This window comes from Parviterribacter kavangonensis (assembly GCF_056863335.1).
Genome location: NZ_JBXPJA010000001.1, coordinates 875453 through 900147, shown reverse-complemented (window position 1 = coordinate 900147; position 24695 = coordinate 875453). Strand labels below are relative to the sequence as shown.

The following is a 24695-nucleotide window of genomic DNA, read 5'->3' as shown; positions in this document are numbered from 1 at the left end:
AGCGCCGGGGAAGCTACCCGACGACCTGCCGGAGGTCCCGGATCAGGAGCAGGTGCTTGAGGTGCGAGGCGACCGCGGCGAGGTTCTCGAGCGCCTCGATGGCCTCCTTGCGGCGCTCGGGGTTCCGCGACCGCAGCGCCGGCGCGAGGATCGTCTGCAGCAGCTGCGCCTCACGGTCGGCGGAGGTGCGGAAGACGCGCAGGTTGCGGCCGCCGACGCCGTAGCGGGCGAGCTCGGTCACCGCGCGGACGATCTCGCGCTCCGTCTCGTCGTAGTAGCGGACGCCCTGGCGCGTCTGGCCCTTGATGACGCCGTAGTCCTCGAGCTCCTTGACGAGCGAGGCCTGCGCGCGCGTCTCCTCGAGGACCTCCTCGAGCGAGTACAGCGCGCCGCCGCCGTCGCGGACCGAGACGCTGGGGCGCCGGGCCGACGACCGCGGCGACCGCGCCGCGGGCACGACCTCGGTCGGCTCGTCGGCGCGGCCGGTGGCCAGCTCCTGCCGGATGACCCGCAGCGGCAGGAACTCGTCGCGCTGCAGCCGCAGGATCGTGCGCAGGCGCGCGACGTCGGACTGCGAGTAGAGCCGGTAGCCGCCGGGCGTGCGCTTCGGCGCCAGCAGCTTCTGGTCCTCGAGGTACCGGATCTTCGAGATCGAGATGTCCGGGAACTCCTGCTTGAGCGCCTTCGTGACGGCGCCGATCGTGAGCGACTTCTCGCGGCGGCCGTCGGTCGGCGCGGTGGGCTCCTCGGTGGGCAGCTCGACGTCCATCAGCGCTGGAGGAAGGTGAGCTTGTACTTGCCGATCTGCATCTCGTCGCCGTCGGCGAGGCGATGCGACTCGATGCGGCGCCGGTTGACGTAGGTGCCGTTCAGCGAGCCGAGGTCGTCGAGGTAGAAGTCACCGCCACGGCGGACGACCAGCGCATGGTCTCGCGACACGGTGACGTCGTCGAGGAAGACGTCGGAATCCGGCCTCCGCCCGACGGTCATGCGGTCGTTCTCCAGCGGGAACGACTCGCCGACGCGCCCGCCGCCCGACCGGATGACGAGCGCGGCATGGCCGTGCGAAGTGATGTCCTCGACGTCGACGGGGATGAGCTCACCCGTCTCGCCGACGCGGTAGGTGGCTGTCGTCGACGACGCCTCCTTGCCGCCCGCGGAGTGGACCTGCGTCACGTCGCCGAGGAACGAGCCGCAGCGCGCGCAGTAGTTCGCTCCCTCCCCGTTGAGGAAGCCGCACTCGGGGCAGTGGACCGCCATCAGCCGATCCCCCTCGACCGGATGAGGGGGCTACTCGCCTTCGACCTCGCCGCCGCTGCGACCGGCCAGGATGTCGGTGAGACGCTGGACGTCGGCGCCGGTGATGACGTCCTCGCCCGTCTCGTGCTTCTTGCGCAGGCGGTTCACGAGCTCCGCGCGCAGGATGTCGATCTTCCCGTGCAGGATCCGCCGCTTGTACGAGATGTCGACCTCTTCCTCCGTGAGCTGCTGGATGAGGTCCTTGAGCTCTTGATCGGAGAGCGAGCCGAGATCGGGGAACGTGTCCATGCCGCGGAGCGTACCTCCCCCGGCACCTCAGGTCGAGGTTGAGCCTTCTCGGATGTAGAGCGCTGTGGCCCAGACGGCCAACACGAGGCCGATCACGAGCATGATCGTGCCAAGCGTCCACAGGCCGCACTGGGCGAAGAACAGGCCGCTCCACACCGGCGTGACGGCCAGCCGGCCGGGCCAGTTCACGGTCAGGTCCTTGCCATGTCGCAAGGCATGTTGCGCGTAGAGCACCTGCACGACCTCGCGCGCGACGAGCACCGCGAGCGCCCAGTGCGGCAGCAGGTCGAAGTGCCAGCAGACGACGACGCCGGAGATCGCGATCAGGCGATCGATCGCGGGGTCGACGAGCGCGCCGAGCTTCGAGTACTGACCGGTGACGCGCGCGGCGATGCCGTCGGCGTAGTCGCCCCACGTGACGACGGCGAACAGGATCACCGGCAGCGGGTCGGTCCCGGTGTCGCTGGACAGCGCGAGGATCAGGTAGACGGGGACGAGCGCGAGCCGCGAGAACGTGATCGCGTTCGGGATCGTCCACGGCCGCCACGGAGCCTCGCGGAGGGTCTCCGGCGGCGGCGGGCCCGAGCGGTCCAGCCCGGTGAGCCGCCGGAACGTCAGCCGGGCGCGCTCGACCGGGTGGTCCGGGTCGAGACGCCGGCGCTCGTCTACGGGGCCGCCCGCCACTGCTCCCTCACGGGCTCCTCCGGCGACGCGAGCGGCACCGGCTCCAGCTGCTCCTTGCCGCGCCGCAGCATCGACTCGGCGCTGCCCGACTCGAGGCTGCGCTTGCCGACCGTCAGGCGCAGCGGGCAGCCGAGCAGCTCGGCGTCGGTGAACTTCTCCCCCGCGCCGGCGGCGCGGTCGTCGAGCAGCACGTCGAGGCCGAGCGCGCGCAGCGACCCGTAGAGCTGCTCCGCCGCCTTGGCCTCCTCCGTGCCCGGCTTGCCGGCGGCGACGACGTGGACGTCCCACGGCGCGATCGCCTTCGGCCACGAGATGCCGCTCTCGTCGGCGAACTGCTCGACGGCGGCGGCGGCGATGCGCGCGGGGCCGATGCCGTACGAGCCCATCCAGATCAGCTGCTCCTTGCCGTTCTCGTCGAGGTACGTCGCGCCGAGCGGCTCGGAGTACCGCGTGCCGAGCTTGAAGATGTTGCCGACCTCGATCGCGGGCTCGATCTCGATCGCGTGGCCGTTGACGGTGTCGCCGGCGACGACCGTGCGGACGTCGAGGCGCGGGCCGTCGGGGATCTCGCCGACACGGTGGAACCCCTCGCGGTTCGCCCCCATCACCCACGGCCCGCCGTCGAGCGCGGCGTCGAAGACGGACTCGACGTCGTCGGTCGGGCCGAGGTACCCGGCGGGGCCCGCGAGCTCGTCCTCCTGCGCGGGGCGGAAGCCCTGCTTGAGCGCGTTCTGCAGCTTGATCTCGTTGATCTTGTGATCGCCGCGCACGAAGACGTTGCGCAGGCGGCCGTCGTCGCCGATCACCGGGAACGCCTTCAGGCAGCGCGAGGCCGGGACGCCGAGCACGCGCGCGACGTCCTCGATCGTCGTCGCGGAGGGGGTCTCGTAGTCGCCGGGCTCGAGGTTCAGCTCGCCGGCGGGCTGCGGGTCGGCGCTCGCGATCTCCACGTTCGCCGCGTAGCCCGGCGCCAGCGCGACGTCGTTCTCGCCGGCCGCGCACGGCGCCATGAACTCGTGGGCCTGCGAGCCGCCCATCATCCCGACGTCCGACTCGACCGCGTACCAGCGAAGGCCGCAGCGGTCGAAGATGCGCTCGTAGGCCTGGTAGTGCAGGTCGTAGCCGGCCTGCAAGCCCTCCGCGTCGCGGTCGAAGGTGTACGAGTCCTTCATGATGAACTCGCGGGTACGCAGGATGCCCGCGCGCGGGCGCGGCTCGTCGCGCTCCTTGACCTGGAAGTGGTAGAGGATCATCGGCAGCTGCCGGTAGGAGCGCACGGCGTTGGCGACGTGCAGCGTGACGATCTCCTCGTGGGTCATCGCGAGGACGTGCTCGGCGCCCTTGCGGTCCACGAGGCGGAACTGCTCGTCGAAGCCGTAGCGCCCCGACCTCTTCCAGATCTCCGCCGGGTGCATGACCGGCATGAGCAGCTCCTGGCCGCCGATCGCGTCGATCTCCTCGCGGATGATCTGCTCGACCTTGCGATGCGTGCGCCAGCCCGCCGGCAGCCACGTCCACAGGCCGGCGCCGACCTGGCGGACGAGCCCGGCGCGCACCATGAGCTTGTGCGAGAGCGCCTCGGCATCGGCGGGCGGCTGACGTTCGGTCGGCAGGAAGAGCTGGCTCTGACGCATCGATCGCAAGCGTATGGTGTTCTGCGGCCTGTGCCCGTCTTGACCCGCCTCGCCCTCGCGAGCCTGCTCGCGCTCGCCCTCCTCGCCCCGGCCGCCTCGACCGCCTCCGCGAGCGATCAGCAGCTGTCGATCATGATGGACGACGACAACCTGCTCTACCGCGGCGATCAGGTGCGCGACGCGACGCTCAAGCGGATGCAGCAGATCGGCGTCGACGTCGTCCGCGTGACCGTGCTGTGGAGCGTCGTGGCCGAGCGCACCAAGGCGAAGAAGATGCGCGGCGCGAAGGGCGCGAACCCGCGCAACTACCCGCGCCTGAACTGGGATCGCTACGACCGGCTCGTCCGGGCGTGCCGGAACCTCGGGATCATCCCCTACTTCAACATCACCTCGCCGGGGCCGCCGTGGTCGCGCGGCAAGAAGCCGCCGAAGGGCCTGCGGTCGGTCGTCAAGCGCGCGTGGAAGCCGGACCCGGCCGCCTTCGCCCGCTTCGTCGAGGCCGTCGGCAAGCGCTTCAACGGCAAGTACAAGGACGAGAACGACGGCAAGCAACTGGTCCCCGCCGTCCGCTTCTGGTCGATCCTCAACGAGTCCAACCAGGGCGGCTGGCTGGCGCCGCAGTGGGAGAAGGGCAAGATGGCCTCGCCGCGCCTCGCGCGCGAGCTGTACCTCCGCGGCCGGGCGGCGCTCGACCGCACCGGGCACGGCAAGGACATCATCCTGTTCGGCGAGACGGCGCCGCTCGGCTCGAGCGCGAAGAACGTCACGTCGCCGATCCGGCCGCGCAAGTGGCTGAACGAGTTCCTCTGCTCGAACAAGCGCGGCAAGGGCTGCTCGCTGTTCGACAAGTACGGGCCGATCCGGGCGACCGGCTTCGCGCACCACCCGTACACGAAGAACGTCGCGCCGACCGTCAAGGACCGCAGCCGCGACTCGCTGACGATGGCGAACATCGCCGAGCTGCCGGCGCTGCTGGACTCGCTGGCGAAGAAGACCGGCAACCTGAAGGAGGGGCTGCCCGTCTACATGACGGAGTTCGGGTTCGAGACGAACCCGCCCGACACGTACTCCGGCGTGCCGCTCGACCGCCAAGCGCAGTGGAACATGGAGGGCGAGCTGCTCGCGTTCCTGCAGCCGCGGATCCTCGGCCAGTCGCAGTTCCTCCTGCGCGACGTCCCGCCGGTCAAGGGCGCGAAGGGCAAGGCCAAGTGGTTCACCTACCAGTCGGGCCTGTACTTCGCGAACGACACCCCGAAGCCGTCGCTGAACGCCTACTACTTCCCGTTCCTCGTCACGGGCGCCGCGAACGGGCAGGTGCAGGCGTGGGGGCAGATGCGCTTCCGGCCGAACGGGCTGCCGCCCGGCGCGCAGGACCAGGTGCAGCTGCAGTGGAAGCCCGCCGACGGGTCGTCGGACTTCGTCAACGTGGGCGAGCCGGTCACCGTCGCCAACGCGCTGGGCTACTTCACCGCGAGCGTCGCGGTGCCGGGTCCCGGCCAGCTGCGCGCGGCCTGGACGGCGGCGCCTCTGATGAGCCTGCCCCAACCGGTTGGCTGAGCTCCAGCTCGACGCGCCGACGCTGCGGGATCTCGGCGACTACCGGGAGATCTTCCTCGACCCCGAGATCGGCGCGTGGCTGCGGCCCGCGCCGCTGCGGCCGTTCGGGCCGGGCGACGTGCTCGCGCTGCTCGAGCGCGACGTCTCGCTGTGGCGGCGCGAGAGCTGGGGCCCGTGGCTGGTGCGCGCGGGTGGCGCGCTGGTCGGGCGGATCGGGCTGGACCGCACGATCGTCGAGGGCCGGTCGGCGGTCGAGCTGGCGTGGTCGGTCGTGCCCTCGCAGCAGGGCCGCGGGTACGCCACTGCCGTGGCGCGCCAGTCGATCGCGCTGGCGCGGCGGGCGGGCATCGAGGAGCTGATCGCGCTCGCCCTGCCGGCCAACGCGGCGTCCCGCCGCGTGATGGACAAGCTGGGGATGACGTACGAGCGGGAGGTGCGCCATGCGGGGCTCCCTCACGTGCTCTACCGGCTCGAACTCGGCGCGGAGCAGCCAGGATCCGGCGAGGCATGAGCCCTCGGCGCGCAACTCGCCGGGCGCTCGTGCGTTCTGAACCGCCGATGCTGCGTCGCTCGCTCCTCCTCTCGATGTTGCTGCTGGCCGCTGTCGCCGGCACCGCTTCCGCGTCGTCGTCCATGGAGGTCGGGGTGGCCGACGACCGGCTGCTGCTGGGTGATCCGGCGGCCGCGCAGGCCGCCGTCGACGAGTGGCGCGAGAGCGGCGTCGACGCGGTGCGGATCATCGCCCGCTGGGGCGCGTACGCCCCGGCGCCCGACAAGCGCTCCGCTCCCTCGGGGTTCTCGGCGAAGGATCCGAACGACCCGCAGTACTCGTGGGGCCCGCTGGACCGGGCGGTGGCGATGGTGCGCGACGCGGGCATGAACGTCGTGCTGTCGGTGACCGGCTGGGGGCCGGTGTGGGGCTCGCAGTTCCCGGTCAAGCGCAACCCGCGCTACAAGCCGGATCCGAAGAAGTTCGCCGCCTACGCGACCGCGGTCGCCCGCCGCTACGGAGCCGACGTCGACCGCTACATCGTCTTCAACGAGCCGAACCAGGCGCAGTGGCTGCAGCCGCAGTCGGAGTGCACGCGCAGCGGTTGCTCGCCCGCGGCGCCGCACGTCTACCGCGCTCTCGTCCGTGCCGCCGGCCCCGCGATCGTGAAGGCCGACCCGGGCGCGCAGATCGCGGTCGGCGCGCTGGCGCCCCGCGGGACGTCGGGGACATCGGCGAACGCGGCGCTGAAGCCGCTCGTGTTCCTGCGGTCGTTCGGCTGCCTCTCGCGCACGTACAAGAAGCTGCGGTCCGGGCTGTGCCGCGGGTTCAAGCCGGCCACCGCGGACCTCTTCGCGTACCACCCGCACAGCCTCAAGCTGTCGCCGACGGCGCACGACCGCGACCGCGACAACGCCTCGCTCGGGGACCTCGGGCGGCTGGCGAGCGCCCTGGACAACGTGCAGCGCCACGGCGGGTTCGAGGTGCGCGGCGCGCGGAAGATCCCGCTCTACCTCGACGAGTACGCGTACCAGACGAACCCGCCCGACAAGACGCTCGGCGTCAGCGCCAAGGCGCAGTCGCGGTGGATGCAGCAGGGCGCGTCGATCGCCGCGCGCAACTCCCGCGTTCGCGGGCTGGTCTGGTACGTCTGGCGCGACGAGCCGATGGGCCAGTTCGGCACCGGCTGGCAGTCCGGCTTCCACTACCTGTCGGGAAAGGCGAAGCCGGGTCTGGCGGCGTTCTCACGTCCGTTCTGGGCGTCGCGCATCCGCAGCGGCGTCGCGCGGCTGTGGGGCCAGATCCGCCCGGGCGGCCGGCATGACGTGGTCATCGAGCGCAAGAGCGGGTCGTCGTGGAAGCGCGTCGCGTCGCTGAGGACGTCGAAGTACGGCACGTTCGGGCGCGACGTGAGGATCGGCGCTAAGACGACGTTCCGGTTCCGCTGGGACGGCGGCACCTCGGACGCGCGCGCCGTCGCTCCGTGAGCCGCGAGTACCCGCAGCGGGCGTTCGCCCTGCCCGCCGGCGCGACCGAGGTCGTGCTCGTCCGGCACGGAGCTTCCGAGGCGGCAGTGCCGGGTCAGCGCTTCGAGCTGCTCGAGGGGCGCGGCAACCCGCCGCTGGCGCCCGAAGGCGAAGAGCAGGCCGCGCGAGTGGCCTCGCGGTTCGGCGGCGAGGACATCGCCGCGGTGTTCGTCACCCCGCTGCAGCGGACGGCGCAGACGGCGGCGCCGCTGGCCTCGGCGCTCGGCGTCTCGCCGGTGGTCGTCGAGGAGCTCGTCGAGGTCTGCCTCGGCGAGTGGGACGGCGGCGAGTTCCGCATCCGCGTCGCCGAGGGCGACCCGCTGGTCGCGCGCGTGCTGGCCGAGCAGCGCTGGGACCTCATCCCCGGCGCCGAGACCTCCGAGGCGATCGAGCGGCGCGTGCGCGCCGGGCTGGCCCGGATCGTCGATCAGACGGGGCCCGGCCGCTCCGCCGTCGCGGTGCTCCACGGCGGGATCATCGGCGAGCTCTGCCGGCTGGCGACGGGCGCCGAGCCGTTCGCGTTCATCCATGCCGACAACGGCTCGGTCTCGCGGCTGGTCGTGCTCGAGGACGGCCGCTGGCTGCTGCGGTCGTTCAACGAGACGGACCATCTGCCCTGACCGCGCGCCACACTGACGGCGTGGCCGACCAGGACATCGAGACACGCGACGACTGCGAGCGCCTCGTGCGCACCTTCTACTCGCGCGCGTTCGAGGACCCGATCATCGGGTGGATCTTCGTGGACGTCGCGAAGCTCGACCTCGAGGAGCACGTCCCGGTGATCACGGCGTTCTGGGAGACGATCCTGCTCGGCGCGCAGAGCTACAGCGGCGGCGCGTTCCGGCCGCATGCCGAGCTCAACGAGAAGGTGCGGTTGCGCGCCGGCCACTTCGAGCGCTGGCTCGGGCTGTGGAGCGCCACCGTCGACGACTTGTACGCCGGCCCCACGGCGGAGCTGGCCAAGAGCCATGCCGCCCGCGTCGCGCACGCGTTCAGCAGCCGGCTCGGCACGATCACGCCGGGTCCACCGCCACCGCCGGCGACCCTGCAGATCAGCCGGCACGTGCCGGACTGAACCCGGCGATCAGCTCCGCCGCTTCGAGCGGCACGTCCAGCTGCGGCGCGTGCCCGACGTCGTCGAGCACGACCCAGTCGGCGTGCGGCAGCCACTCGCTGCGGTAGCGCGCCGCCGCCGACGGCCACGGCAGCAGCTCGTCGGCCGTGCCCCAGACGACGCGCACCGGGCACGTGATCCTCTCCGCATCCACCGGCCACCCGGTCCGCTGAGCGCCCTCGAGCATCGGGTCGACCTCCGGCGCGGCAGCGACGCCGGCGAGCAGATGGGCGATCAGCTCGCGCGGGATGTGCTCGGTCCGCGTCGTCAGCGCGTGCATCGCCTGCGCCCGGCCCGCCGGCGTGGCGAGCAGCCTGTCGGCCCGAGGCGCAAGCGCCTTGAGCTGGTGGTGCACGCGCCGGTTCGTCGCGAGGATCTCTCCACGCGCGGGGTCATCGGCCGCCCACCCACCTGCGGGCGCGAGCGCGACGACGCTCCGCGCCCGTCCCCGCTCCGCCAGCTTCAGCGCCAGCCATCCGCCGAGCGAGTTCCCGGCGGTGTGAGCGGTCGCGAACCCCGCCTCGTCCATCGCCCGCTCCACCGCGGCGACGACCTCATCGATCGGCTCCCCCGCTCCGAGAGGCGGCCCACCGGCGTGCCCCGCGAGCGTCGGCGCCAGCACGTCGTGCCGCCGCTCGAGCGCGGGCAGCATCAGCTCCCACGACCGCCACGTCTCCATGAACCCGTGCAGCAGCACGAGCGGCTCGCCGGCGCCACCGCGACGCTGCGACGTGAAGGGCAAGACGCGCACGCACCAAGTCTTGCGGTCCCTCCGGCGGAGGTGCGAACGTACGTTCGCCTTGATCCTCCATGCCGACGTCGACGCCTTCTACGCCTCGGTCGCGCAACGCGACGACCCGTCGCTGCGCGGCAAGCCGACCGTCGTCGGGTCCTGGGTCGTGATGGCGGCGAGCTACGAGGCGCGGGCGCGCGGCGTCAAGAGCGGGATGGCGACGTCACGAGCGAAGCGCCTCTGCCCCGAGTTGCTGCTGGCGAGCCCGGGCTGGGAGGCGTTCACCGAGGCGAGCAAGGCGGTCTTCGACGTCTTCGAGCGCCACACGCCGATCATCGAGCCGGGCTCGATGGAGGAGGCGTTCCTCGACGTGACCGGATGCGAGGCGCCACCGGTCGACATCGCCAAGCAGATCCGCAAGCAGGTCCGCGACGAGGTCGGCCTTCCGCTCAGCATCGGCGTCGCCCGCACGAAGGTCCTCGCGAAGATCGCCAGCCGCTCGGCCAAGCCGGACGGGCTCTTCGTCGTCGAACCCGAGCACGAGCTCGCGTTCCTCCACCCGCTCGACGTCGACCGCATCTGGGGAGTCGGCCCCGCCACCGCCCGCCGGCTGCGCGCGTGCGGGATCCGGACCGTCGGCCAGGCCGCCGGCCTCGAGGAGGCCCAGCTCATCGCGATCCTCGGGAAGGCCTCCGGCCGCTACGTCCACGCGATCGCTCAGAACCGCGAGTTCCGCCGGGTCCGCCGGCGCCGCGGCCGCCGCTCGTTCGGAGCCCAGCGAAGCCTCGGCCGCTCTCCTCGCACCCGCGAGGACCTCGAGACCGCGGTCAACGACCTGGCCGAACGCCTCGCCAACCGGATGGAGCGCAAGGCCCGGGCCGGCCGGACCATCGTCCTCCGGCTGCGCTTCGGCGACTACGCGCGAGCGACCCGCTCGGTCACCCTGCCCCACCCCACCGGCGACGCCGACGCGATCGCCCGAGCCGCCCTCGGCCTCCTCGACACGGCGATGCCGCTCGTCGACCGCCGCGGCATCACGCTCATCGGCCTGACGGTCACGAACCTCGCCGGCGGCCCGGCCGCCGCGCAGCTCGCGCTCCCGGTGTGAGAGCGGGGCCGGCCAGACGTAGAGGACGTCGGGCGCCCGCTCCTCGTTGTCGCGACCGTCGGTGCGGCCGGCCTCGACGAAGCCGTGACGCTCGTAGAACCGCTGCGCGCCGGCGTTCGAGGCGAACGTCCACAAGCGCAGCCCGCCCGGGCGTTCACGCTTCGCCACGTCCAGCAGCGCCGCTCCGATCCCCTGTCCCGTCCTGGCCGGGTCGACGTAGAGCTGGTCGATCCAGTCGCCGTCGAGGACGAGGATGCCGACCGGTGCGTCGCGCTGGTCGACCGCCATCCACAGCTCGGCTCGCCGCACCACGTGATCCGCGAACCATCCGCGTACGTCGTCGTCGTCGTGCACCGGCGCGGGGATCGCGCCGTGGGCGGCCCGCCGCGCGCGCAGCCACAGATCGGCGGCGGTTCGTGCGTCCGCCTCCGTGCCACGGCGGATCGTCAATGCCATCGCGCGATGATCCCCCGGGCAGCCCTCCTCGGCCGCCAGCCGATAGCGTCGCCCCATGCCGACGCCTTGGCCGGCGGTGAACTACGAGTCGTGGGCCGCCACGTGCGACACGCTGCACGGCCACGCGCAGCTTCTCGGGAAGTTCGCGGTGGCGCTGGCGCCGCCCGAGCCGCAGTTCCAGCACGTGGCGCTGCGTCTGACCGCACGCGGCTGGGAGACCGCTCCCCTGCCGGCGCCCGAAGGCAGCGGGGCGATCGTCGTCACGCTCGACCTGCACACCCACGAGTCGGTCGTCACGCACAGCGACGGGAGAACGCGGCGGATCGCGCTTCAACCGCATCGCTCGGTCGGCGAGGTCACGCGGGACGTGCTCGCCGCGGCCGGCGAGCTCATCGGGTCGATCGAGCTCAACCTCATGCCGCAGGAGGTCGCCTGGACGGCTCCCCTCGATCAGGACGACGAGCACGCGACCTACGAGCCCGCGGAGGTCGCGGACTACTTCGCGGCGGCGACGCAGGCGGCGCTCGTCCTCGCCGCGTTCCGCGCGCCGTTCCGCGGACGGTCGACGCCGGTCAACGCCTGGTGGGGCTCCTTCGACCTCGCCGTCAGCCTCTTCTCCGGGCTGCCCGCCGATCCGCCCTCGGACGACTTCATCATGCGCAACGCGATGAACGCCCAGGAGATCGCCGTCGGCTGGTGGCCGGGCGACTCCCGCTACGGCAAGGCTGCGTTCTACGCCTACGCGCATCCGGCGCCCGACAGCTTCCCGGACGGGACCCTGTCTTCGCCCGCCGCGCGCTGGGACGCCGCTCTCGGCGAGTTCATCCTCGACTGGGACGACGCGCGCTCCGCCCCCGACCCGGCCGCCGCGGCGCTCGGCTTCGCGCGCGCGGCCTTCCAGCACGCGTGCGAGGTCTGCGACTGGGACCCGGCGCTGCCGGCCAGCGCCGCCGGCAGCCCACCGCCCATCGCGTAGCCTCCGGCCGCGTGTTCGATCACGTCGGCATCGCCGTCTGGGATCTGGCGGCCTCCGAGCGCTTCTACCGCACCGTGCTGGGCGCCCTCGGCATCGAGCCGAGCCATGCGGACGCCGAGCTGGTCGAGTGGGAGGACTGGGACATCGGGCCGACGGACGATCGGCACCCGATCACGCGCGGGCTCCACGTCGGCTTCCGCGCCCGCGACCGCGCGCAGGTCGACGCGTTCTGGCAGGCCGGCATCGATGCGGGCTACCGCGACGACGGGGAACCCGGGCCGCGCACGCAGTACGACCCCACGTACTACGGCGGTTTCCTGCTCGACCCGGATGGCAACAGCGTCGAGGCCGTCCACGTCGACCGGGACGACGCCGTGCCCATCGGCTGCATCGACCACCTGTGGATCCGGGTCCGCGACCCGCAGGCGTCCCGGGGCTTCTACACGACGATCGCCCCGTACGCCGGGTTCGAGCTGACGCGCGACGATCCGGATCGAGTGCATTTCGCGGGCACCGACTTCGACTTCTCGTTCGTCCGGGATGAACGGCCGCTCACGGAGAACGTCCACCTCGCGTTCCCCGCGCGCGCAGACGCGACGGTGCGAGCGTTCCACGCCGCGGCCGTCGCGGCGGGCTACGAGGACAACGGCGCGCCGGGCGAACGCGCGGTCTACCACCCCGGCTACTACGGAGCGTTCGTGCTCGACCCCGACGGACACAACGTCGAGGTCGTCAACCACAACCGCCCCTGAGGGCATGGCCGCCACCCTACGCCCGCCGGCGCATCCAGTGGCGGTCGCACGCGACGCGCTCGGATCACCCGAGCTGGGTATCAGCCGGTTCACGCACGAGCCGGGAGCCCGCATGCCGTGGGGTCACCGGCACCGTCATCAGGGTGAGATCTACTGCTGCATCCGCGGATCGTGAGTGGGGTCGGAGTACATGGGCGGGCAGCCCTGCTCGGTCGCCTTCGGCCGCAGCTCGAAGTGCCAGGGCTCGTTGCCGTAGATGCGGCATAGCCCGTACGCGGGGCCGTGCTCGGACAGCCATGCCGCGGCGGTCGAGGGGCCGATGTCGACGGCGTCGCCGGACACGTGCGCGGACCGCTTGGGTGTCGCCACCCAGCGGGCGGCTTCCTCGGCGGATCCGTACTTCGCGATCGCCTCGTCGAGCAGCCGCTGCTGGTAGCGCGGGGAACGCCAGCCACTGTCGACGTGGAGCTCGATGCCGTCGGCTGCGGCCTCGCTCGCAGCCCGGCGCAGCGCGCCGAGGAGCGCCGGGTCGAGCTTGGCGACGCCCGGGATCGCGTCGTCGAAGACCGTCGTCCGATCCGGGACGGCGCCGTCGGCTTCACCGTGGCGGTCCACGGGAAGAGCGCGGGCCGGTGACGGGGCCCTCGTCGGCGCGGCCGCCGGCAGCCGAGCGCCGAGGGCCGCGGCGACCGCGACGACGACGAAGAGGAGCGTGGCGACACGCCGCCAGCGGATCGGTGTCCGGTGGATCGTCACGCCGCGCAGTCAAGGCGGCACGCTGTTGCCGGCCCGTATGCGGCTTTCCATACGCCGGCGATATGCGCCCGCTCGTAGCATCGACGCATGCGGGTGCTGGTCGTAGAGGACGAGCCGTACATGGCGGACGCGATCCGCGACGGGCTCCGTCTCGAAGCGATCGCTGCGGACATCGCGGGCGACGGCACCACCGCGCTGGAGCTGCTGACGGTCAACGCCTACGACATCGCCGTCCTCGACCGCGACGTTCCCGGACCCACCGGCGACGAGATCGCCCAGCGGATCGTCGCCTCCGGCAGCGGGATGCCGATCCTCATGCTGACCGCCGCGGACCGGCTCGACGACAAGGCGTCGGGGTTCGAGCTCGGCGCCGACGACTACCTGACGAAGCCGTTCGAGCTGCGAGAGCTCGTGCTCCGGCTCAGAGCGCTCGACCGCAGGCGCACCCACAGCAGACCTCCGGTGCGGGAGATCGCGGGGCTACGGCTGGATCCCTTCCGCCGAGAGGTCTACCGGGACGGCCGCTACGTCGCGCTGACGCGCAAGCAGTTCGCGGTGCTCGAGGTGCTCGTGGCTGCCGATGGCGGGGTGGTCAGCGCCGAGGAGCTCTTGCGGCGCGCGTGGGATGAGAACGCCGACCCGTTCACGAACGCCGTGCGCATCACGGTCTCGGCCCTGCGCAAGCGCCTCGGCGAACCGTGGATCATCGCCACGGTGCCCGGCGTCGGGTACCGCATCGACGGCGGTCGCGACGGAGGCGGCGGTGCATAGGGCGCCCGGGTTGAGCGTGCGCCTCAGGCTCACGCTGAGCTACGCCGGGTTCCTCATGCTCGCGGGCGCGTTGCTGCTCGCCGCCGTGTGGGTGTTCCTCCTGCGGTACGTCCCCGACCGCGCGATGCTCATCAACGCCGAAGACCGCACCCCCGGCGTCTTCCCGATCCGGTCGGAGCTCCTCGAGGTGTTCGCTCCCAGGGCCGCCGCCGTGCTGGGGTTCCTGCTCGTGTTCGGCCTCGTCGGAGGGTGGTTCCTCGCGGGCCGCATGCTCTCCCCCTTGTCTCGCATCACCGACGCGACGCGGGTGGCCGCGAGCGGATCGCTCTCCCACCGGATCCGGCTGAGGGGCCGCCGGGACGAGTTCCGCGAGCTCGCCGACGCCTTCGACTCCATGCTCGCCCGGCTCGAGGCGCACGTCGCCGAGCAGCAGCGTTTCGCGGCGAACGCCTCCCACGAGCTGCGCACGCCGCTCGCGATCTCGCAGACGCTGCTCGACGTCGCGCGCAAGGAACCAGCGCAGGATCACGAGGAGCTGATCGAGCGCCTCCACTCCGTGAACGCGCGGGCGATCGACCTCACCGAAGCGCTGCTCCTGCTCAGCCGCACCGACCGGGCGGCCGTCCCGCGCGAGGACGTCGACCTCTCTCTCGTCGTCGAGGAGGCCACCGAGACGCTCCTGCCCGTCGCCGAGGAGCGCGGGATCACGCTCACCGTGGCCGGCGAGTCGGCTCCGACGGCGGGCTCGTACGCGCTGCTGCTGCGGATGGTCACGAACCTCGTCCAGAACGCGATCGTCCACAACGTGGGCGACGGCGGCACGGTCACGGTGCGCAGCGGGTCGCAGTCCGATGCCGGCGTGCTGCGGGTCGAGAACTCCGGACCCCCGGTTCCCGCGGACCTGATCCCAACTCTCACCGAGCCCTTCCAACGCGGAACGGAGCGCACCCGGACCGACGAGCGCACCGGCGTCGGCCTCGGACTGGCGATCGTGCAGAGCATCGTCCGAGCGCACGGTGGAACCCTCGACCTCGGACCACGTCCCGCCGGCGGGCTCGTCGTGACGGTCCGATTGCCCAGCGGTCCGCGGGTGTTGCCGGGCGAGATGACGGACGCCGAGCGGCGCGTCAGGGCACCGCGCTAGCCGGCCCGGGGTTCGTTCCCTGCACCGTGCGAACGCCGTTCGCCGTTGCGGGTATGGCGTGCCGATGACCTTCGTAGCGCTGCGGTGCGAGTCATGAGGACAGGGGCCGGACCCACCGTCGCCGCGGCCGCGGCGCGCGGCGCCGCAGCAGGACTCGGGGGCGTCGCGGTGATGACGCTGGCCGAGAAGCTCGAGCAGCAGCTCACCGGTCGCCCGAGCTCGTACGTGCCGGCGCACACGCTCGCGCACATGATGCGCCTCCGCGACCCCGACGGCGATCGCTGGGGGCGCAACATGGCGATGCACTGGGCCAACGGCGTGGTGCTCGGGGCGGTGCGCGGCGTGATGTCAGCGGCGAACCTGCGCGGCCCGTGGGTCGCTGCCATGCACACGCCCATGCGGCTCGGCTGGGATCAGACGCTCGAGAACCTCACCGGGGTCGGCGCCCCGCCACCGACCTGGCCGCGCGACGAGCTCGTCATCGACGTCGTGCACAAGACGATCTTCTCCCTGGCTACCGGCGTCTTCGCCGATGCGCTCGTCGCCCCGCGCTCCTCGAGCTCGGCCCGCCGTTGGAAGCTCGGACGGCGCCTGAAGGGGTTCGCATGAGCGCTCCGGGCGCCTCTCCCCTGCGCGACCAGGGCGCCTACTACGTCGCCACGGGCATCACGCCGTTCGTCTCACGTCGTCTCTTCGAGGCCGCCACCGGCCGCAAGCGCGAGTGGTGGCTCGTGCAGACCGTCGGCGCGCTGACCACCGTGATCGGCTCCGCGCTGCTGCTCGCCGCGCGTCGCCACGAGCCCTCGCCCGAGGCGCTCACGCTCGCAGCCGGCAGCGCCGCGTCGTTCGCCGCCATCGACGTCGTGTACGTCGCGCGGCGGCGGATCTCGCCGACGTACCTCGTCGACGCCGTCGCCCAGCTGGCGCTCCTCGCGCGGATCTTCCGCGCCACGTAGCTCCACGAGGCAACCTCGCGGACGGCGGGTACGTGGACGTCATGTCCGCAGAGAACGACCTGGACCTGGCGGCGGTGCGTGAGCAGCTGAGCCGAGAGCTGGCGGAGACCGACGCGCAGCTGGCCGGCATGACGAAGCCGGCCGAGCGCGGCGCCGCACAGGGATTCGGCAAGCGCATCGGAGACGGAACCGTCGAGGCGGTCAGCAGGCTGACCGACATCGGTGTGGGCCGGTCGGTGGAGACGAAGCGGATGAAGCTCGAGCGGGCGCTGCAGAAGCTCGACGAGGGCACCTACGGGATCTGCGACAGCTGCGGTCAGCCGATCATGCCGGCGCGGTTGCGAGCCATGCCCTCGAGCGTCGTGTGCGTGCCGTGCGCGGACCGCGCGCCGCGGATGCCCACGTCACGACGATGAGGAGCGGCGGAGCGGGCTAGCGGCGGAGCCGCACGCGCGCCTCGAGCAGGTGCGGCTTCTCGCCCAGCCGCAAGAACGCCACGCGGACGAGCACCCGCCGCGGACGCACGGTCCGCAGGCGCGCCGCCGCACGCCGCGTCACCCGCAGCCGCAGGCGCTTGGTCACCGGACCCACCGGCAGCGCGCGCCGGGACACGGTGCCGCGCCGAGGCGGCACGAGGAGCCGCACGCTCGCCCGGCAAGCCGGCTCGCAGGCGATCCGGAGCGGGAGCCCGCGGCGCAGGAGCGTCGACATCCGGATGGACGGCGGAGCGCCGAGGCGCTGCCGACTGCGCGGTCGGGCCGCCGCGCCGGGCGATGGCGTTCCCTGCGGGACGACCGCCGGGGGTGCGTCCAGGCCGACGCTCGACGGGGTCGTGGTCTGCACGCCGCCGGGTGCAGTTGCGGGATTCGGCAGCGACTGCCAGTCCGGGGACTCCTCGAGATCGGGGCTCGAGGCGACCACGTGCTGGTCCGACCCGTCGCTGCGCATCACGAAGATGTCGCCGTCGGGGTCCGAGCGCCCGCTGGTGAACGCGATGCGCGCGCCGTCCGGCGACCACGCGGGGCCCTCGTCCAGCGCGTCGTTCGCCGTCAGCCGGCGCTCGTCGCCGCCGGCGGCGGCCATCGTCCAGACCTCGTTCGTCGGGTCGTCGCCGCCCGCGCCGCGCTCGAACGCGATCCGGGCGCCGTCCGGCGACCACGCCGGCGCCGAGTCGAAGACGTCGTTCTGCGTGAGCTTCTGCACCCCGCCGCCGTCACGCCCCATCGTGTAGATGTCGGTGTCACCGTCGCGCGTGCTCGTGAACACGATCCTCGTGCCGTCCGGGGAGAAGCTCGGGTAGCGCTCGTCGCCGGGGTCGTCGGCGACCTGCCGCGCGTCGGTGCCGTCGGCGCGCATCAGCCAGACGTCGGGCTCGCCGTCGCGGTTCGACCGGAACACGATCTCCGTGCCGTCGGGCGACCAGGACGGCTGCGAGCTGTACGGCAGGGCTCCGTTCGCGGGCCGCGGCGTGAAGGTCAGGCGGTGCTGCGCGCTTCCGTCGGCGTTGACGAGGTAGATCTCGAAGTAGTGCTCCCCCGTGCGACGCGCCCGGAACGCGAGGCGCGTGCCGTCCGGCGACCACGCCGGCTGCGCATCCTCCCCGGGCGTCGTCGTCAGCGGCAGCCAGGCGCTGCCCGGTTCGGCGTCGGCGGCGTAGATGTTCTTGTCGCCGCCGGTCAGGCTGCTGAACACGAGCTTCCCCGGCTGTCCCGGGAACGCGGCGCGAGCGGCCCCCGGCGCCAGCGCCGCAGTCGCGATCGACGCGGCGCAGGTGGCGGTGACGATGACCGAGTGAACGCGAGTCACGGCTTGCGCCGGACGGTAGCGCGCCCGACGGGCCGCTCACTTGTAGGCGATCGCGGCGCTCGCCGGACCGGCCAGAGGACGGACCTCGGTCTCCCGGAAGCCCACCTCGCGGCACCAGCCGTCGAAGTCGCTCCCGGTGTAGTCGAAGGCGTCGCCGAACTCGATCAGCATGTTTAGCGACATCATCAGCCCGAACGCGTTCTCGCGGCGAGCGTCGTCGATGAGGAACTCGATGGCGATCAGCGCTCCTCCCTCGTTGAGCGCCTCGTACGCCGCGCGGATCAGAGCCATCTTCCCGTCGAGGTTCCAGTCGTGGAGGATCAGGCTCATCGTGATGACGTCCGCCCGCGGCAGCGGGTCGGCGAAGAAGTCGCCGGACGCGACCGCCACGCGGTCGCTCAGGCCCGCGGCGGCGATCGACTTCTCGGCGATGGGCGCGACCACCGGCAGGTCGTAGCTCGTGCACCGCAGGTGCGGATGGCGCGCCGCCACGATCGTGCAGAGCTGGCCCGTCGCCCCGCCGACGTCGCAGACGGTCTCGTACTTGGAGAAGTCGAACGTCTCGGCCAGCGCATGGAAGTTGCCGAGCGAGGCGCCCTGCATCGCGGCCATGAACTGCTCGAGCCGCCCCGGGTCGCGGTAGAGCTCGGCGAACATCGAGCTGCCCGTGTGCTTGATCTCGTTCTGCGGCTTGCCGGTCTGCAGCGCTTCGGTCAGGTCGCCCCAGAACGGATAGAGCCGCGCGTTCGCCATCTCCAGCAGGCCGCCGACGTAGGTCGGCCGCTCCTTGTTCAGGAACGCCGCCGTCTCGGCGGTGTTCCGGTAGCGGGCGTCGTTGCCGTCTCCGTCGCGATCGAGGAACCGGAGGGCCACGAGCGTGTCCAGGAAGTCCGCGATCGCCCGCGGGTGGAGACCGAGCTGCGCGCCGATCTCCTCACCGGTCAGCGATCCATCGCCGAGACGCGTGAACAGCTCCAGCTCCACGGCCGAGAGCACCGTCTTCGACGCCCAGAACCCCATTCCGACCTGCATGATGTGGGCGGGATCCAGCTCCGTCGTTGCCATGGCGTTCGCCTCCTCGGATTCGCGCGCCCCCTGGCAACCATAGATCTCCGGGCGTAGTCTCGACAGTGCTTCCGCGCAAGGAGGGAGCCATGAGCAGCGACACCGAGACTGCGATCCTCGCCGGAGGCTGCTTCTGGATCATGCAGCAGCTGCTGCGTCACCCGGACGGCGTCATTGCAACGCGCGTGGGATGGATTGGCGGCGAGGGGGCGACCCCCACCGAGGAAGAACCGCAGGGTCATGCCGAGGCGGTCAAGGTCGTGTTCAATCCCGAGCGGCTCTCGTTCCGAGATCTCCTCGAGTACTTCTTCCAGGTCCACCGTGCGGACCTCGGCGAAGATCTCGTGGGGTCGATCTACCGCTCCGAGATCTTCTACACGAGCGAGGAGCAGCGCAGGGTGGCCGAGGAGACGATCGCGGAGGTCGACGCCGCGGGCCACTGGCTCGGCGAGACCGTCACGCGGGTCAGCGCGGCCGGCCGCTTCCTCGAGGAGCGGGCCGAGATGCAGGACTACCTCCTTCGGTTCCCGGAGTACCCCGAGGGCACCAAGCGCCCGTTCCCGCGCACGCAGACCGCTGGGCCTCACGTCTAGCTAGGCACCCTCAGAAGCGCCAGCGCGTCGCGCCGTATGCCTCTGCCGTCGCGACGCCGAAGACGGTGTGCGCGGCGACGCGGTAGACGCGCCATGGCGGCGGCCCGGTGCCCGGCGCGTTGTAGGGCGCGACGATCCCGTCCCCGCTGACCTCGGCTGCCCAGCCGCCCTCCCGCCAGACAGCGGCGACTGCCTCGAGCGTCGGACCGTCGGTGACCCGCTCGACCACGCCCTCGAAGACCAGATCGATGCCCGCCAGGCTCATCGAGAGCGTGCACGCCGGGTTGACCTCGAGATTGCGGGCCTTGCGGGTCTGCTGCCCGGTCTGGAAGTAGACGTCGCCGTCGTACCAGGCGGCGCCGACCCTCGCCGAGTGCGGGCGGCCGTCGGGCCGCACCGTGCCAAGGAAGACCGCCGCACCCTCCCGGAGCGCACCACCGTCAAGCAGATCGGACGCCCGGCTCCACGGAATCGTGTCGGCCTCGGACGTCTCGTCGAGGTTCTTCGTAGCTGTGGGCTCACGGTTCCTCATGTCGGTCAAGACCGCCCCGCGGCCGCGAACTCATCGCCCGGCTTCCGCCCCCACGCCCGCCGCGGTGCGCGTCGAATCTCCCGGAGCAATCGCCGGTCCACGCTGCTGCTTCTCGTCCAAAGCAGGAGCGCCCAGCCTGGTCGCTCCAACGCCTCCCGCCGGAGAACTTGCCGCGACCGGCCGACCGGCCCATCCGCGGGCCCTGGAGCATCGCGCCGGAAGATGGACAGATGGACGAGTGCGGGTCCGCGGGATCGCCGTTACCTTCCGCCGCGTTCGAGGCCGGCATGACCGTCGGTCGGTTCATCCAAGGGAGGGCCACCATGGCTCGTCGTCTGTCTCTCATCGCTGCGTCCGGAGCGCTGCTCGCCTCCGCGGTTCTTGCCGCTCCCACCGGCGCGCTGGCCAGCGCTGCCCAGCCCTCGCTCAAGGCCTCGTGCCAGGGCCAGGTCAACGGCTACTACAACCGCAACAACAACGACGGCGGCGCGCAGACCTCCGCCTACGTCCACGCGAACGGCGGCCCTGCCTTCTCCGACGCCATCACGCTCGGCGCGCAGTCCCACGACTGCAACGTGCCGGACGGCGTCTAGGACGCCCACGACGGCCCGCGCGAGGAGGTCGCCGGCCTCCTCGCCGACGTCGTCGCAAAAACGGCTGCATGCCGTCGGCGCGCGACGCGAACACTTGCGTGTCGCCGCGAGGGGTTGCCAATCGCCGCAGAGGTGCCGCGTGCGTCGCCGAACTTGCTCTCGCCTTGGCCGAAAGCAGCGGTTGGTCCCCGCGAGCTCGCCGCTGCCGCTTTCCATGCAAAGCAGCAGCCCGTGGCGCGACGAGCAAGCAGCCGGCTCCCCATCCTTGACGAGTTCCGGTTAGGTACTGCCAGGTTCGCCGAAGTGGGGACCGGAGGGGTCGATTCGGGCACCCTCGAGTCACTTGGGCGTTGCGTGGTGAGTGGAGTCGAGCGGCGTCCCCGAACGCGAAACCAAGGACCCAGCGGCTATCGGTGCGCGACGCCGAGCGCGGCGGCCACCTCATCGATCGCCTGCTGTTCGCCGGGGCTCACCCGCACGTCGTCCTCCTCGTGGCGCTCCGCGACACGCTGGGTCAGCGTCAGGACGAATCCTCGATAGTCCTCGACCTCGTCCGCGGTCGCTTTGGCCTCGAGCAGCGCGACGGCCTCGCGCAGCCGCTGGAGGCCGTGCTCCTTGAGCTCCTCGAACGAGTGGTACCGGGTGTGATCCCTTGTCGGCTTCGCCGAGACGAGCTCGTCGAGCAGCTCACTTTCACCGTGCTGCCGGCGCGCCTCCCCGTACACCTGCGCCATCTCGAACGTCTCACGGATCGTTCCGCCACGGGCTGCGGAGATCACGATCATTCCAGCGGTCGGCGGTCCGGCTCGAACGAGATCCCATTCCTGTTCTGTGAAAGCAGCTTTGGTGGTCATGCGCGCGACGCTAGGCACCGGACGGGTTGATGCACATCGCCTCGACGGGGTGATCTGCCGCCGCCCCACCACGCCACGCCGCTGCTGCTGCTGCTTCGCATGGAAAGCTCAGAAGCTGATCAGGACGCGACTACCACGTCGCTGAGCTGGATGATCGGCGCTTCGCTCGCGTAGTTCGCCACGTCGTTCCGGATCTGCTCGGCGACCGGGCCGATCGCCTGCTGGTACGACTCGACGGAATCGAAGCGCAGATGGCAGAGCACTGCGAACTCCGCCTTCGTCCCGGGAGCACGACCGCCGAGCCCCTGCTCCACGATGCAACCTCTGAGCGCGCTCCCGAGCGCGCGCTTCAACATCGGGATGTGCGACGTGAGGTAGTAGTCCATGTCGAACTTCGCGCCGTCTTCGTTCGGATAGAGCACGTTCAGGGTGATCATCGGCCTGCTCCTTCCATCGTGAGTGGGGGACGCATGCTCGGCGCGACGCGCGAAGGAGAACCGCCTGAGTGGCAGGTGCCCGCTCCGCCTGGTCCGCGCAGCTCGACCAGGGGGTCGACGTCGTTCGTGGGCAGGGCGAGCATGCTGGTCCCTTGACGTGGCGCCCGGGGCCGTTGTGACACGCAGATGCCACTTGCCGGGTGTCACGGGATCGAGTTGCGCACCGTCAGGCTGGCATGACGATCCGAACCGATGTGGCCATCCTCGGCGGCGGTGCGGCCGGTCTTTACGCGGCGTGCTGCGCGGCCGCGCAGGGCGCACGTGTCGCACTCGTCTGCGCCGGGCCGTCGAGCGCGAGCGCGAGCCACCGCGCCCAAGGTGGGCTCGCCGCGGCCCTCGGTGCCGGGGACTCGCCTCGGCTTCATCGCCACGACACCGAGCGGGCGGGGCGGGGCCTCGTTCGCCGCTCAGCGGCCGATGTCCTGGTGAGCGACGCAGGGCGGATCGTCGCCGACCTCATGGCGCTCGGGGTGCACTTCGACACCGATCGGGCGGACCGCCTCGCGCTCGGCCTCGAGGGCGGGCACTCGAAGCGAAGGATCGTCCACGCCGGAGGCGCGACGGGCAGCCACATCGTCGAGCGGCTCACCGCGCTGGTCGCCCAGGACAGATGCGTACGGGTGCTGGACAACGCCCGCGCCGGCGCGTTGTGGCTGCGGGACGACGGGAGCTGCGCCGGCGTCGTCCTTGCGGACGGCCGAGCCATCGCTGCGCGCGCCACGATCCTCGCGACCGGTGGTGCGGCCGCGCTCTGGGCGCGGACGACCGCCCCGGTCGCAGCCGTCGGCAGCGGGATCCGGCTCGCTCATGCGGCCGGCGCCGCCCTCGCCGACCTCGAGTTCTTGCAGTTCCATCCCACCGCGGTCGCAGGCATCCGCGGCCTCGACGGCTACCTGGTCAGCGAGGCCGTCCGCGGCGAGGGCGCCGTGCTCGTCGGAGCCGACGGCGAGCGCTTCGTCGACGAGCTCGCGCCGCGCGACTCGGTCGCCCGGGCGGTGACGCTCCAGATGCGACGCGATGGCGCGACGCATGTCCACCTCGACATGCGGATGGTGGACCCCGGGCGCTTCCCAACCATCGTGGCGCGGCTGGCGGCGGCGGGCCTCGACGCGATGAAGGAACCCGTGCCGGTATCGCCCGCTGCCCACCACTTCACGGGAGGCGTCGTGGCCGACGGGTTGGGGCGGACCACAGTGCCCTCGCTGTACGCGATCGGCGAGGCGTCATGTACTGGACTGCACGGGGCGAACCGGCTGGCCTCGAACTCCCTGACCGAATGCTTCGTCTGGGGTCGCCGTGCTGCGCTGGCAGCTCTCGACGAACCCGACGGTTCGCGAGCGCGCGTCCCGGCACCGATGGAGCTCCCGCCGCCGTCCCCGCAGACACGCGCCGCGCTCTCGCAGGACGCGGGCATCGAACGCTCCCACGAGGGCCTCAGCCGGCTCCTCGACGACCCACACCCGCTCGTACGTCTCGTGGCCGGAAGCGCGCTCGCCCGCCGCGAGAGCCGAGGCGCCCACTTCCGCACCGACCACCCCCGAGCCGACCCGGCGCTCGACGGCTGTCACAGCGTCATTCGCGGCGACGGCGAGCTCGCCCACGAGAGATGGGATGTCACAACCGGCGACCGCGTTCCGTCAGAGTTCCACCATGGGATCGGCAATGGCCGATGCTGAGCTTGATGCGGTTCGTCGTCGCGCGTTCGGCATCTCGTACCGGATGCTCGGAAGCGTCAGCGACGCCGAGGACGTCGCCCAGGAAGCCCTCCTTCGGTTCGTGCGCACGACAACACGCATCGACGAGCCGGCGGCCTGGATCACGACCGTGGCCACCCGGCTGTCGATCGACGTCCTGCGCGACGTAAGGGATCGTCGCGAGACCTACGTCGGGCCCTGGTTGCCCGAGCCGCTCATCGGAGACGCGACCATCGAGCCGGGACAGCGAGCGGAGCTGGCCGACTCGCTGTCGCAGGCCTTCCTCGTCGTTCTCGAACGCCTGACCCCGGTCGAGCGCGCGGCGTTCCTCCTGCACGAGGTCTTCGAATACGACTACCGGCAGATCGCGGTGATCGTCGACCGCACCGAGACCAACTGCCGGCAGATCGTCACCCGCGCCAAGAAGCATCTCGAGGCATCCAGACCACGCTTCGACGCCGACGACCATCACCGTGACCGCCTCCTTGAGCTCTTCCTCGCAGCCGCCGACGAGGGCGACCTGGGGGCGCTCGAGGCGCTGTTGGCCGACGACGCGGCGATGTACTCGGACGGCGGCGGCAAGGCGACGGCGGCCCGCAAGCCTCTGTTCGGCGCGTCGCGCATCGCGCACGTCGTCGTCTCGATGGCCGCGAAGATGACCGGCGATGCCAGCCTCGGCCGTGAACTCGTTCACGTGAACGGTCAGCCGGGCGTGATCCTCCGGACGCCCGCCGGCGACGTCTTCAGCGTGCTCTCGATCGATGTCGTCGGCGGCCGGATCCAGACGCTCCGAGTCATCCGCAACCCGGAGAAGCTGGCTCATCTGTAGGTGGGAAAGCGGAAGTCTCGTCGGGCC

Annotated in this window: 29 protein-coding genes and 2 pseudogenes; 18 read left to right on the top strand and 13 right to left on the bottom strand. The window is 71.7% G+C overall.

All coding sequences use genetic code 11. The annotated features are described in order from the left end of the window. Positions 1–13 precede the first annotated feature (13 nt). From ftsR to AC1UE4_RS04535, 5 genes are read right to left on the bottom strand one after another with little or no spacing between them, the layout of a single operon-like run. Positions 14–769, bottom strand: a complete 756-nt coding sequence (gene ftsR, locus AC1UE4_RS04555) for a transcriptional regulator FtsR (RefSeq protein WP_482916031.1) — start codon at positions 767–769, stop codon at positions 14–16. Beyond that, positions 769–1260 carry an FHA domain-containing protein gene (locus AC1UE4_RS04550; protein WP_482916030.1) on the bottom strand — a complete coding sequence of 164 codons (492 nt, stop codon included), beginning with the start codon at positions 1258–1260 and terminating at the stop codon, positions 769–771. The genes ftsR and AC1UE4_RS04550 overlap by 1 nt, the downstream gene beginning before the upstream one ends. Before the next feature lie 30 nt (positions 1261–1290). After that, positions 1291–1548, bottom strand: coding sequence for an RsiG family protein (locus tag AC1UE4_RS04545; RefSeq protein ID WP_482916029.1), 258 nt, complete (start codon positions 1546–1548; stop codon positions 1291–1293). 27 nt (positions 1549–1575) lie between these two features. Continuing rightward, the gene (locus tag AC1UE4_RS04540; RefSeq protein ID WP_482916028.1) at positions 1576–2232 is read right to left on the bottom strand and encodes a CDP-alcohol phosphatidyltransferase family protein; all 657 of its coding nucleotides are present in this window, start codon (positions 2230–2232) and stop codon (positions 1576–1578) included. After that, on the bottom strand, positions 2214–3866 hold the full coding sequence (locus tag AC1UE4_RS04535) for a proline--tRNA ligase (RefSeq protein WP_482916027.1): 1653 nt from the start codon (positions 3864–3866) through the stop codon (positions 2214–2216). Before AC1UE4_RS04535 ends, AC1UE4_RS04540 begins: the two co-directional genes overlap by 19 nt. Positions 3867–3905: 39 nt before the next feature. Here AC1UE4_RS04535 and AC1UE4_RS04530 point away from each other — a divergent pair, with 39 nt between their 5' ends. Genes AC1UE4_RS04530 through AC1UE4_RS04510 form a run of 5 tightly spaced genes read left to right on the top strand, consistent with a single transcriptional unit; the run spans position 3906 to position 8514 of the window. After that, a complete protein-coding gene (locus tag AC1UE4_RS04530) occupies positions 3906–5423 on the top strand; it encodes a hypothetical protein (protein ID WP_482916026.1) in 1518 nt (505 codons plus the stop codon). Then, entirely contained in the window at positions 5416–5934 is a 519-nt protein-coding gene (locus AC1UE4_RS04525; RefSeq protein WP_482916025.1) for a GNAT family N-acetyltransferase, read from the top strand. The genes AC1UE4_RS04530 and AC1UE4_RS04525 overlap by 8 nt, the downstream gene beginning before the upstream one ends. Positions 5935–5981: 47 nt before the next feature. After that, entirely contained in the window at positions 5982–7400 is a 1419-nt protein-coding gene (locus AC1UE4_RS04520) for a cellulase family glycosylhydrolase (protein ID WP_482916024.1), read from the top strand. Next, positions 7397–8059 carry a histidine phosphatase family protein gene (locus AC1UE4_RS04515; protein ID WP_482916023.1) on the top strand — a complete coding sequence of 221 codons (663 nt, stop codon included), beginning with the start codon at positions 7397–7399 and terminating at the stop codon, positions 8057–8059. Before AC1UE4_RS04520 ends, AC1UE4_RS04515 begins: the two co-directional genes overlap by 4 nt. A gap of 20 nt (positions 8060–8079) precedes the next feature. Beyond that, positions 8080–8514, top strand: coding sequence for a group III truncated hemoglobin (locus AC1UE4_RS04510; protein WP_482916022.1), 435 nt, complete (start codon positions 8080–8082; stop codon positions 8512–8514). Here the strand turns inward: AC1UE4_RS04510 and AC1UE4_RS04505 are convergent. Next, positions 8492–9304 carry an alpha/beta fold hydrolase gene (locus AC1UE4_RS04505; protein ID WP_482916021.1) on the bottom strand — a complete coding sequence of 271 codons (813 nt, stop codon included), beginning with the start codon at positions 9302–9304 and terminating at the stop codon, positions 8492–8494. The two genes, AC1UE4_RS04510 and AC1UE4_RS04505, sit on opposite strands and share 23 nt — an antisense overlap. A 49-nt stretch (positions 9305–9353) precedes the next feature. Between AC1UE4_RS04505 and dinB the strand changes: the two genes are divergently transcribed. Further along, positions 9354–10394, top strand: a complete 1041-nt coding sequence (gene dinB, locus AC1UE4_RS04500) for a DNA polymerase IV (protein ID WP_482916020.1) — start codon at positions 9354–9356, stop codon at positions 10392–10394. A 72-nt stretch (positions 10395–10466) separates the two neighbouring features. Here the strand turns inward: dinB and AC1UE4_RS04495 are convergent. After that, positions 10467–10850 (bottom strand): annotated as a pseudogene (locus AC1UE4_RS04495) (GNAT family N-acetyltransferase); the annotation flags it as partial. A gap of 55 nt (positions 10851–10905) precedes the next feature. Here AC1UE4_RS04495 and AC1UE4_RS04490 point away from each other — a divergent pair. The 3 genes and pseudogenes from AC1UE4_RS04490 to AC1UE4_RS04480 all read left to right on the top strand — a co-directional run bounded on the left by AC1UE4_RS04490 (position 10906) and on the right by AC1UE4_RS04480 (position 12578). After that, positions 10906–11826, top strand: coding sequence for a DUF5996 family protein (locus AC1UE4_RS04490; RefSeq protein ID WP_482916019.1), 921 nt, complete (start codon positions 10906–10908; stop codon positions 11824–11826). Beyond that, positions 11757–12161: pseudogene (locus AC1UE4_RS04485) on the top strand (VOC family protein); the annotation flags it as partial. The gene AC1UE4_RS04490 and the pseudogene AC1UE4_RS04485, both read left to right, overlap by 70 nt. 39 nt (positions 12162–12200) lie before the next feature. Beyond that, complete coding sequence (locus AC1UE4_RS04480) at positions 12201–12578, top strand: VOC family protein (protein WP_482918199.1); 378 nt, start codon at positions 12201–12203, stop codon at positions 12576–12578. Positions 12579–12728: 150 nt separating this feature from the next. Here AC1UE4_RS04480 and AC1UE4_RS04475 read toward each other — a convergent pair whose 3' ends face one another. Further along, positions 12729–13328, bottom strand: a complete 600-nt coding sequence (locus AC1UE4_RS04475) for a M15 family metallopeptidase (RefSeq protein WP_482918198.1) — start codon at positions 13326–13328, stop codon at positions 12729–12731. Positions 13329–13421: 93 nt separating this feature from the next. Between AC1UE4_RS04475 and AC1UE4_RS04470 the strand changes: the two genes are divergently transcribed. From AC1UE4_RS04470 to AC1UE4_RS04450, 5 genes are all read left to right on the top strand, one after another. Beyond that, the gene (locus AC1UE4_RS04470) at positions 13422–14105 is read left to right on the top strand and encodes a response regulator transcription factor (RefSeq protein ID WP_482916018.1); all 684 of its coding nucleotides are present in this window, start codon (positions 13422–13424) and stop codon (positions 14103–14105) included. Further along, entirely contained in the window at positions 14098–15249 is a 1152-nt protein-coding gene (locus tag AC1UE4_RS04465; RefSeq protein ID WP_482916017.1) for a sensor histidine kinase, read from the top strand. Before AC1UE4_RS04470 ends, AC1UE4_RS04465 begins: the two co-directional genes overlap by 8 nt. A 93-nt stretch (positions 15250–15342) precedes the next feature. After that, positions 15343–15858 (top strand): hypothetical protein, encoded by a 516-nt coding sequence (locus tag AC1UE4_RS04460; protein ID WP_482916016.1) that lies wholly within the window; start codon positions 15343–15345, stop codon positions 15856–15858. Further along, positions 15855–16205 carry a hypothetical protein gene (locus AC1UE4_RS04455; protein ID WP_482916015.1) on the top strand — a complete coding sequence of 117 codons (351 nt, stop codon included), beginning with the start codon at positions 15855–15857 and terminating at the stop codon, positions 16203–16205. The genes AC1UE4_RS04460 and AC1UE4_RS04455 overlap by 4 nt, the downstream gene beginning before the upstream one ends. A 41-nt stretch (positions 16206–16246) precedes the next feature. Next, positions 16247–16621, top strand: coding sequence for a TraR/DksA family transcriptional regulator (locus AC1UE4_RS04450; protein ID WP_482916014.1), 375 nt, complete (start codon positions 16247–16249; stop codon positions 16619–16621). A 16-nt stretch (positions 16622–16637) separates the two neighbouring features. On the opposite strand, the gene AC1UE4_RS04445 is transcribed toward AC1UE4_RS04450, so the two are convergent. Both AC1UE4_RS04445 and AC1UE4_RS04440 read right to left on the bottom strand, forming a co-directional pair. Then, positions 16638–18011 (bottom strand): hypothetical protein, encoded by a 1374-nt coding sequence (locus AC1UE4_RS04445; protein WP_482916013.1) that lies wholly within the window; start codon positions 18009–18011, stop codon positions 16638–16640. Between the two features lie 36 nt (positions 18012–18047). After that, on the bottom strand, positions 18048–19076 hold the full coding sequence (locus AC1UE4_RS04440) for a methyltransferase (protein WP_482916012.1): 1029 nt from the start codon (positions 19074–19076) through the stop codon (positions 18048–18050). Positions 19077–19165: 89 nt separating this feature from the next. Here AC1UE4_RS04440 and AC1UE4_RS04435 point away from each other — a divergent pair, with 89 nt between their 5' ends. Further along, positions 19166–19669, top strand: coding sequence for a peptide-methionine (S)-S-oxide reductase MsrA (locus AC1UE4_RS04435; protein WP_482916011.1), 504 nt, complete (start codon positions 19166–19168; stop codon positions 19667–19669). A 10-nt stretch (positions 19670–19679) separates the two neighbouring features. Here AC1UE4_RS04435 and AC1UE4_RS04430 read toward each other — a convergent pair whose 3' ends face one another. Further along, a complete protein-coding gene (locus tag AC1UE4_RS04430; protein WP_482916010.1) occupies positions 19680–20201 on the bottom strand; it encodes a pyridoxamine 5'-phosphate oxidase family protein in 522 nt (173 codons plus the stop codon). Between the two features lie 323 nt (positions 20202–20524). On the opposite strand from AC1UE4_RS04430, the gene AC1UE4_RS04425 reads away from it, so the two are divergent. Next, positions 20525–20794 (top strand): hypothetical protein, encoded by a 270-nt coding sequence (locus tag AC1UE4_RS04425; protein WP_482916009.1) that lies wholly within the window; start codon positions 20525–20527, stop codon positions 20792–20794. 407 nt (positions 20795–21201) lie between these two features. Here AC1UE4_RS04425 and AC1UE4_RS04420 read toward each other — a convergent pair whose 3' ends face one another. Together AC1UE4_RS04420 and AC1UE4_RS04415 are read right to left on the bottom strand one after the other, a co-directional pair. Next, positions 21202–21648: a ras-related protein Rab gene (locus tag AC1UE4_RS04420; RefSeq protein WP_482916008.1), complete on the bottom strand. Its 447-nt coding sequence runs from the start codon at positions 21646–21648 to the stop codon at positions 21202–21204. 119 nt (positions 21649–21767) lie between these two features. Beyond that, positions 21768–22085, bottom strand: coding sequence for an EthD family reductase (locus AC1UE4_RS04415; RefSeq protein WP_482916007.1), 318 nt, complete (start codon positions 22083–22085; stop codon positions 21768–21770). 236 nt (positions 22086–22321) lie between these two features. Between AC1UE4_RS04415 and AC1UE4_RS04410 the strand changes: the two genes are divergently transcribed. Then, a complete protein-coding gene (locus AC1UE4_RS04410; RefSeq protein ID WP_482916006.1) occupies positions 22322–23821 on the top strand; it encodes an L-aspartate oxidase in 1500 nt (499 codons plus the stop codon). After that, entirely contained in the window at positions 23757–24668 is a 912-nt protein-coding gene (locus AC1UE4_RS04405; protein ID WP_482916005.1) for an RNA polymerase sigma-70 factor, read from the top strand. The genes AC1UE4_RS04410 and AC1UE4_RS04405 overlap by 65 nt, the downstream gene beginning before the upstream one ends. Positions 24669–24695: the final 27 nt, after the last annotated feature.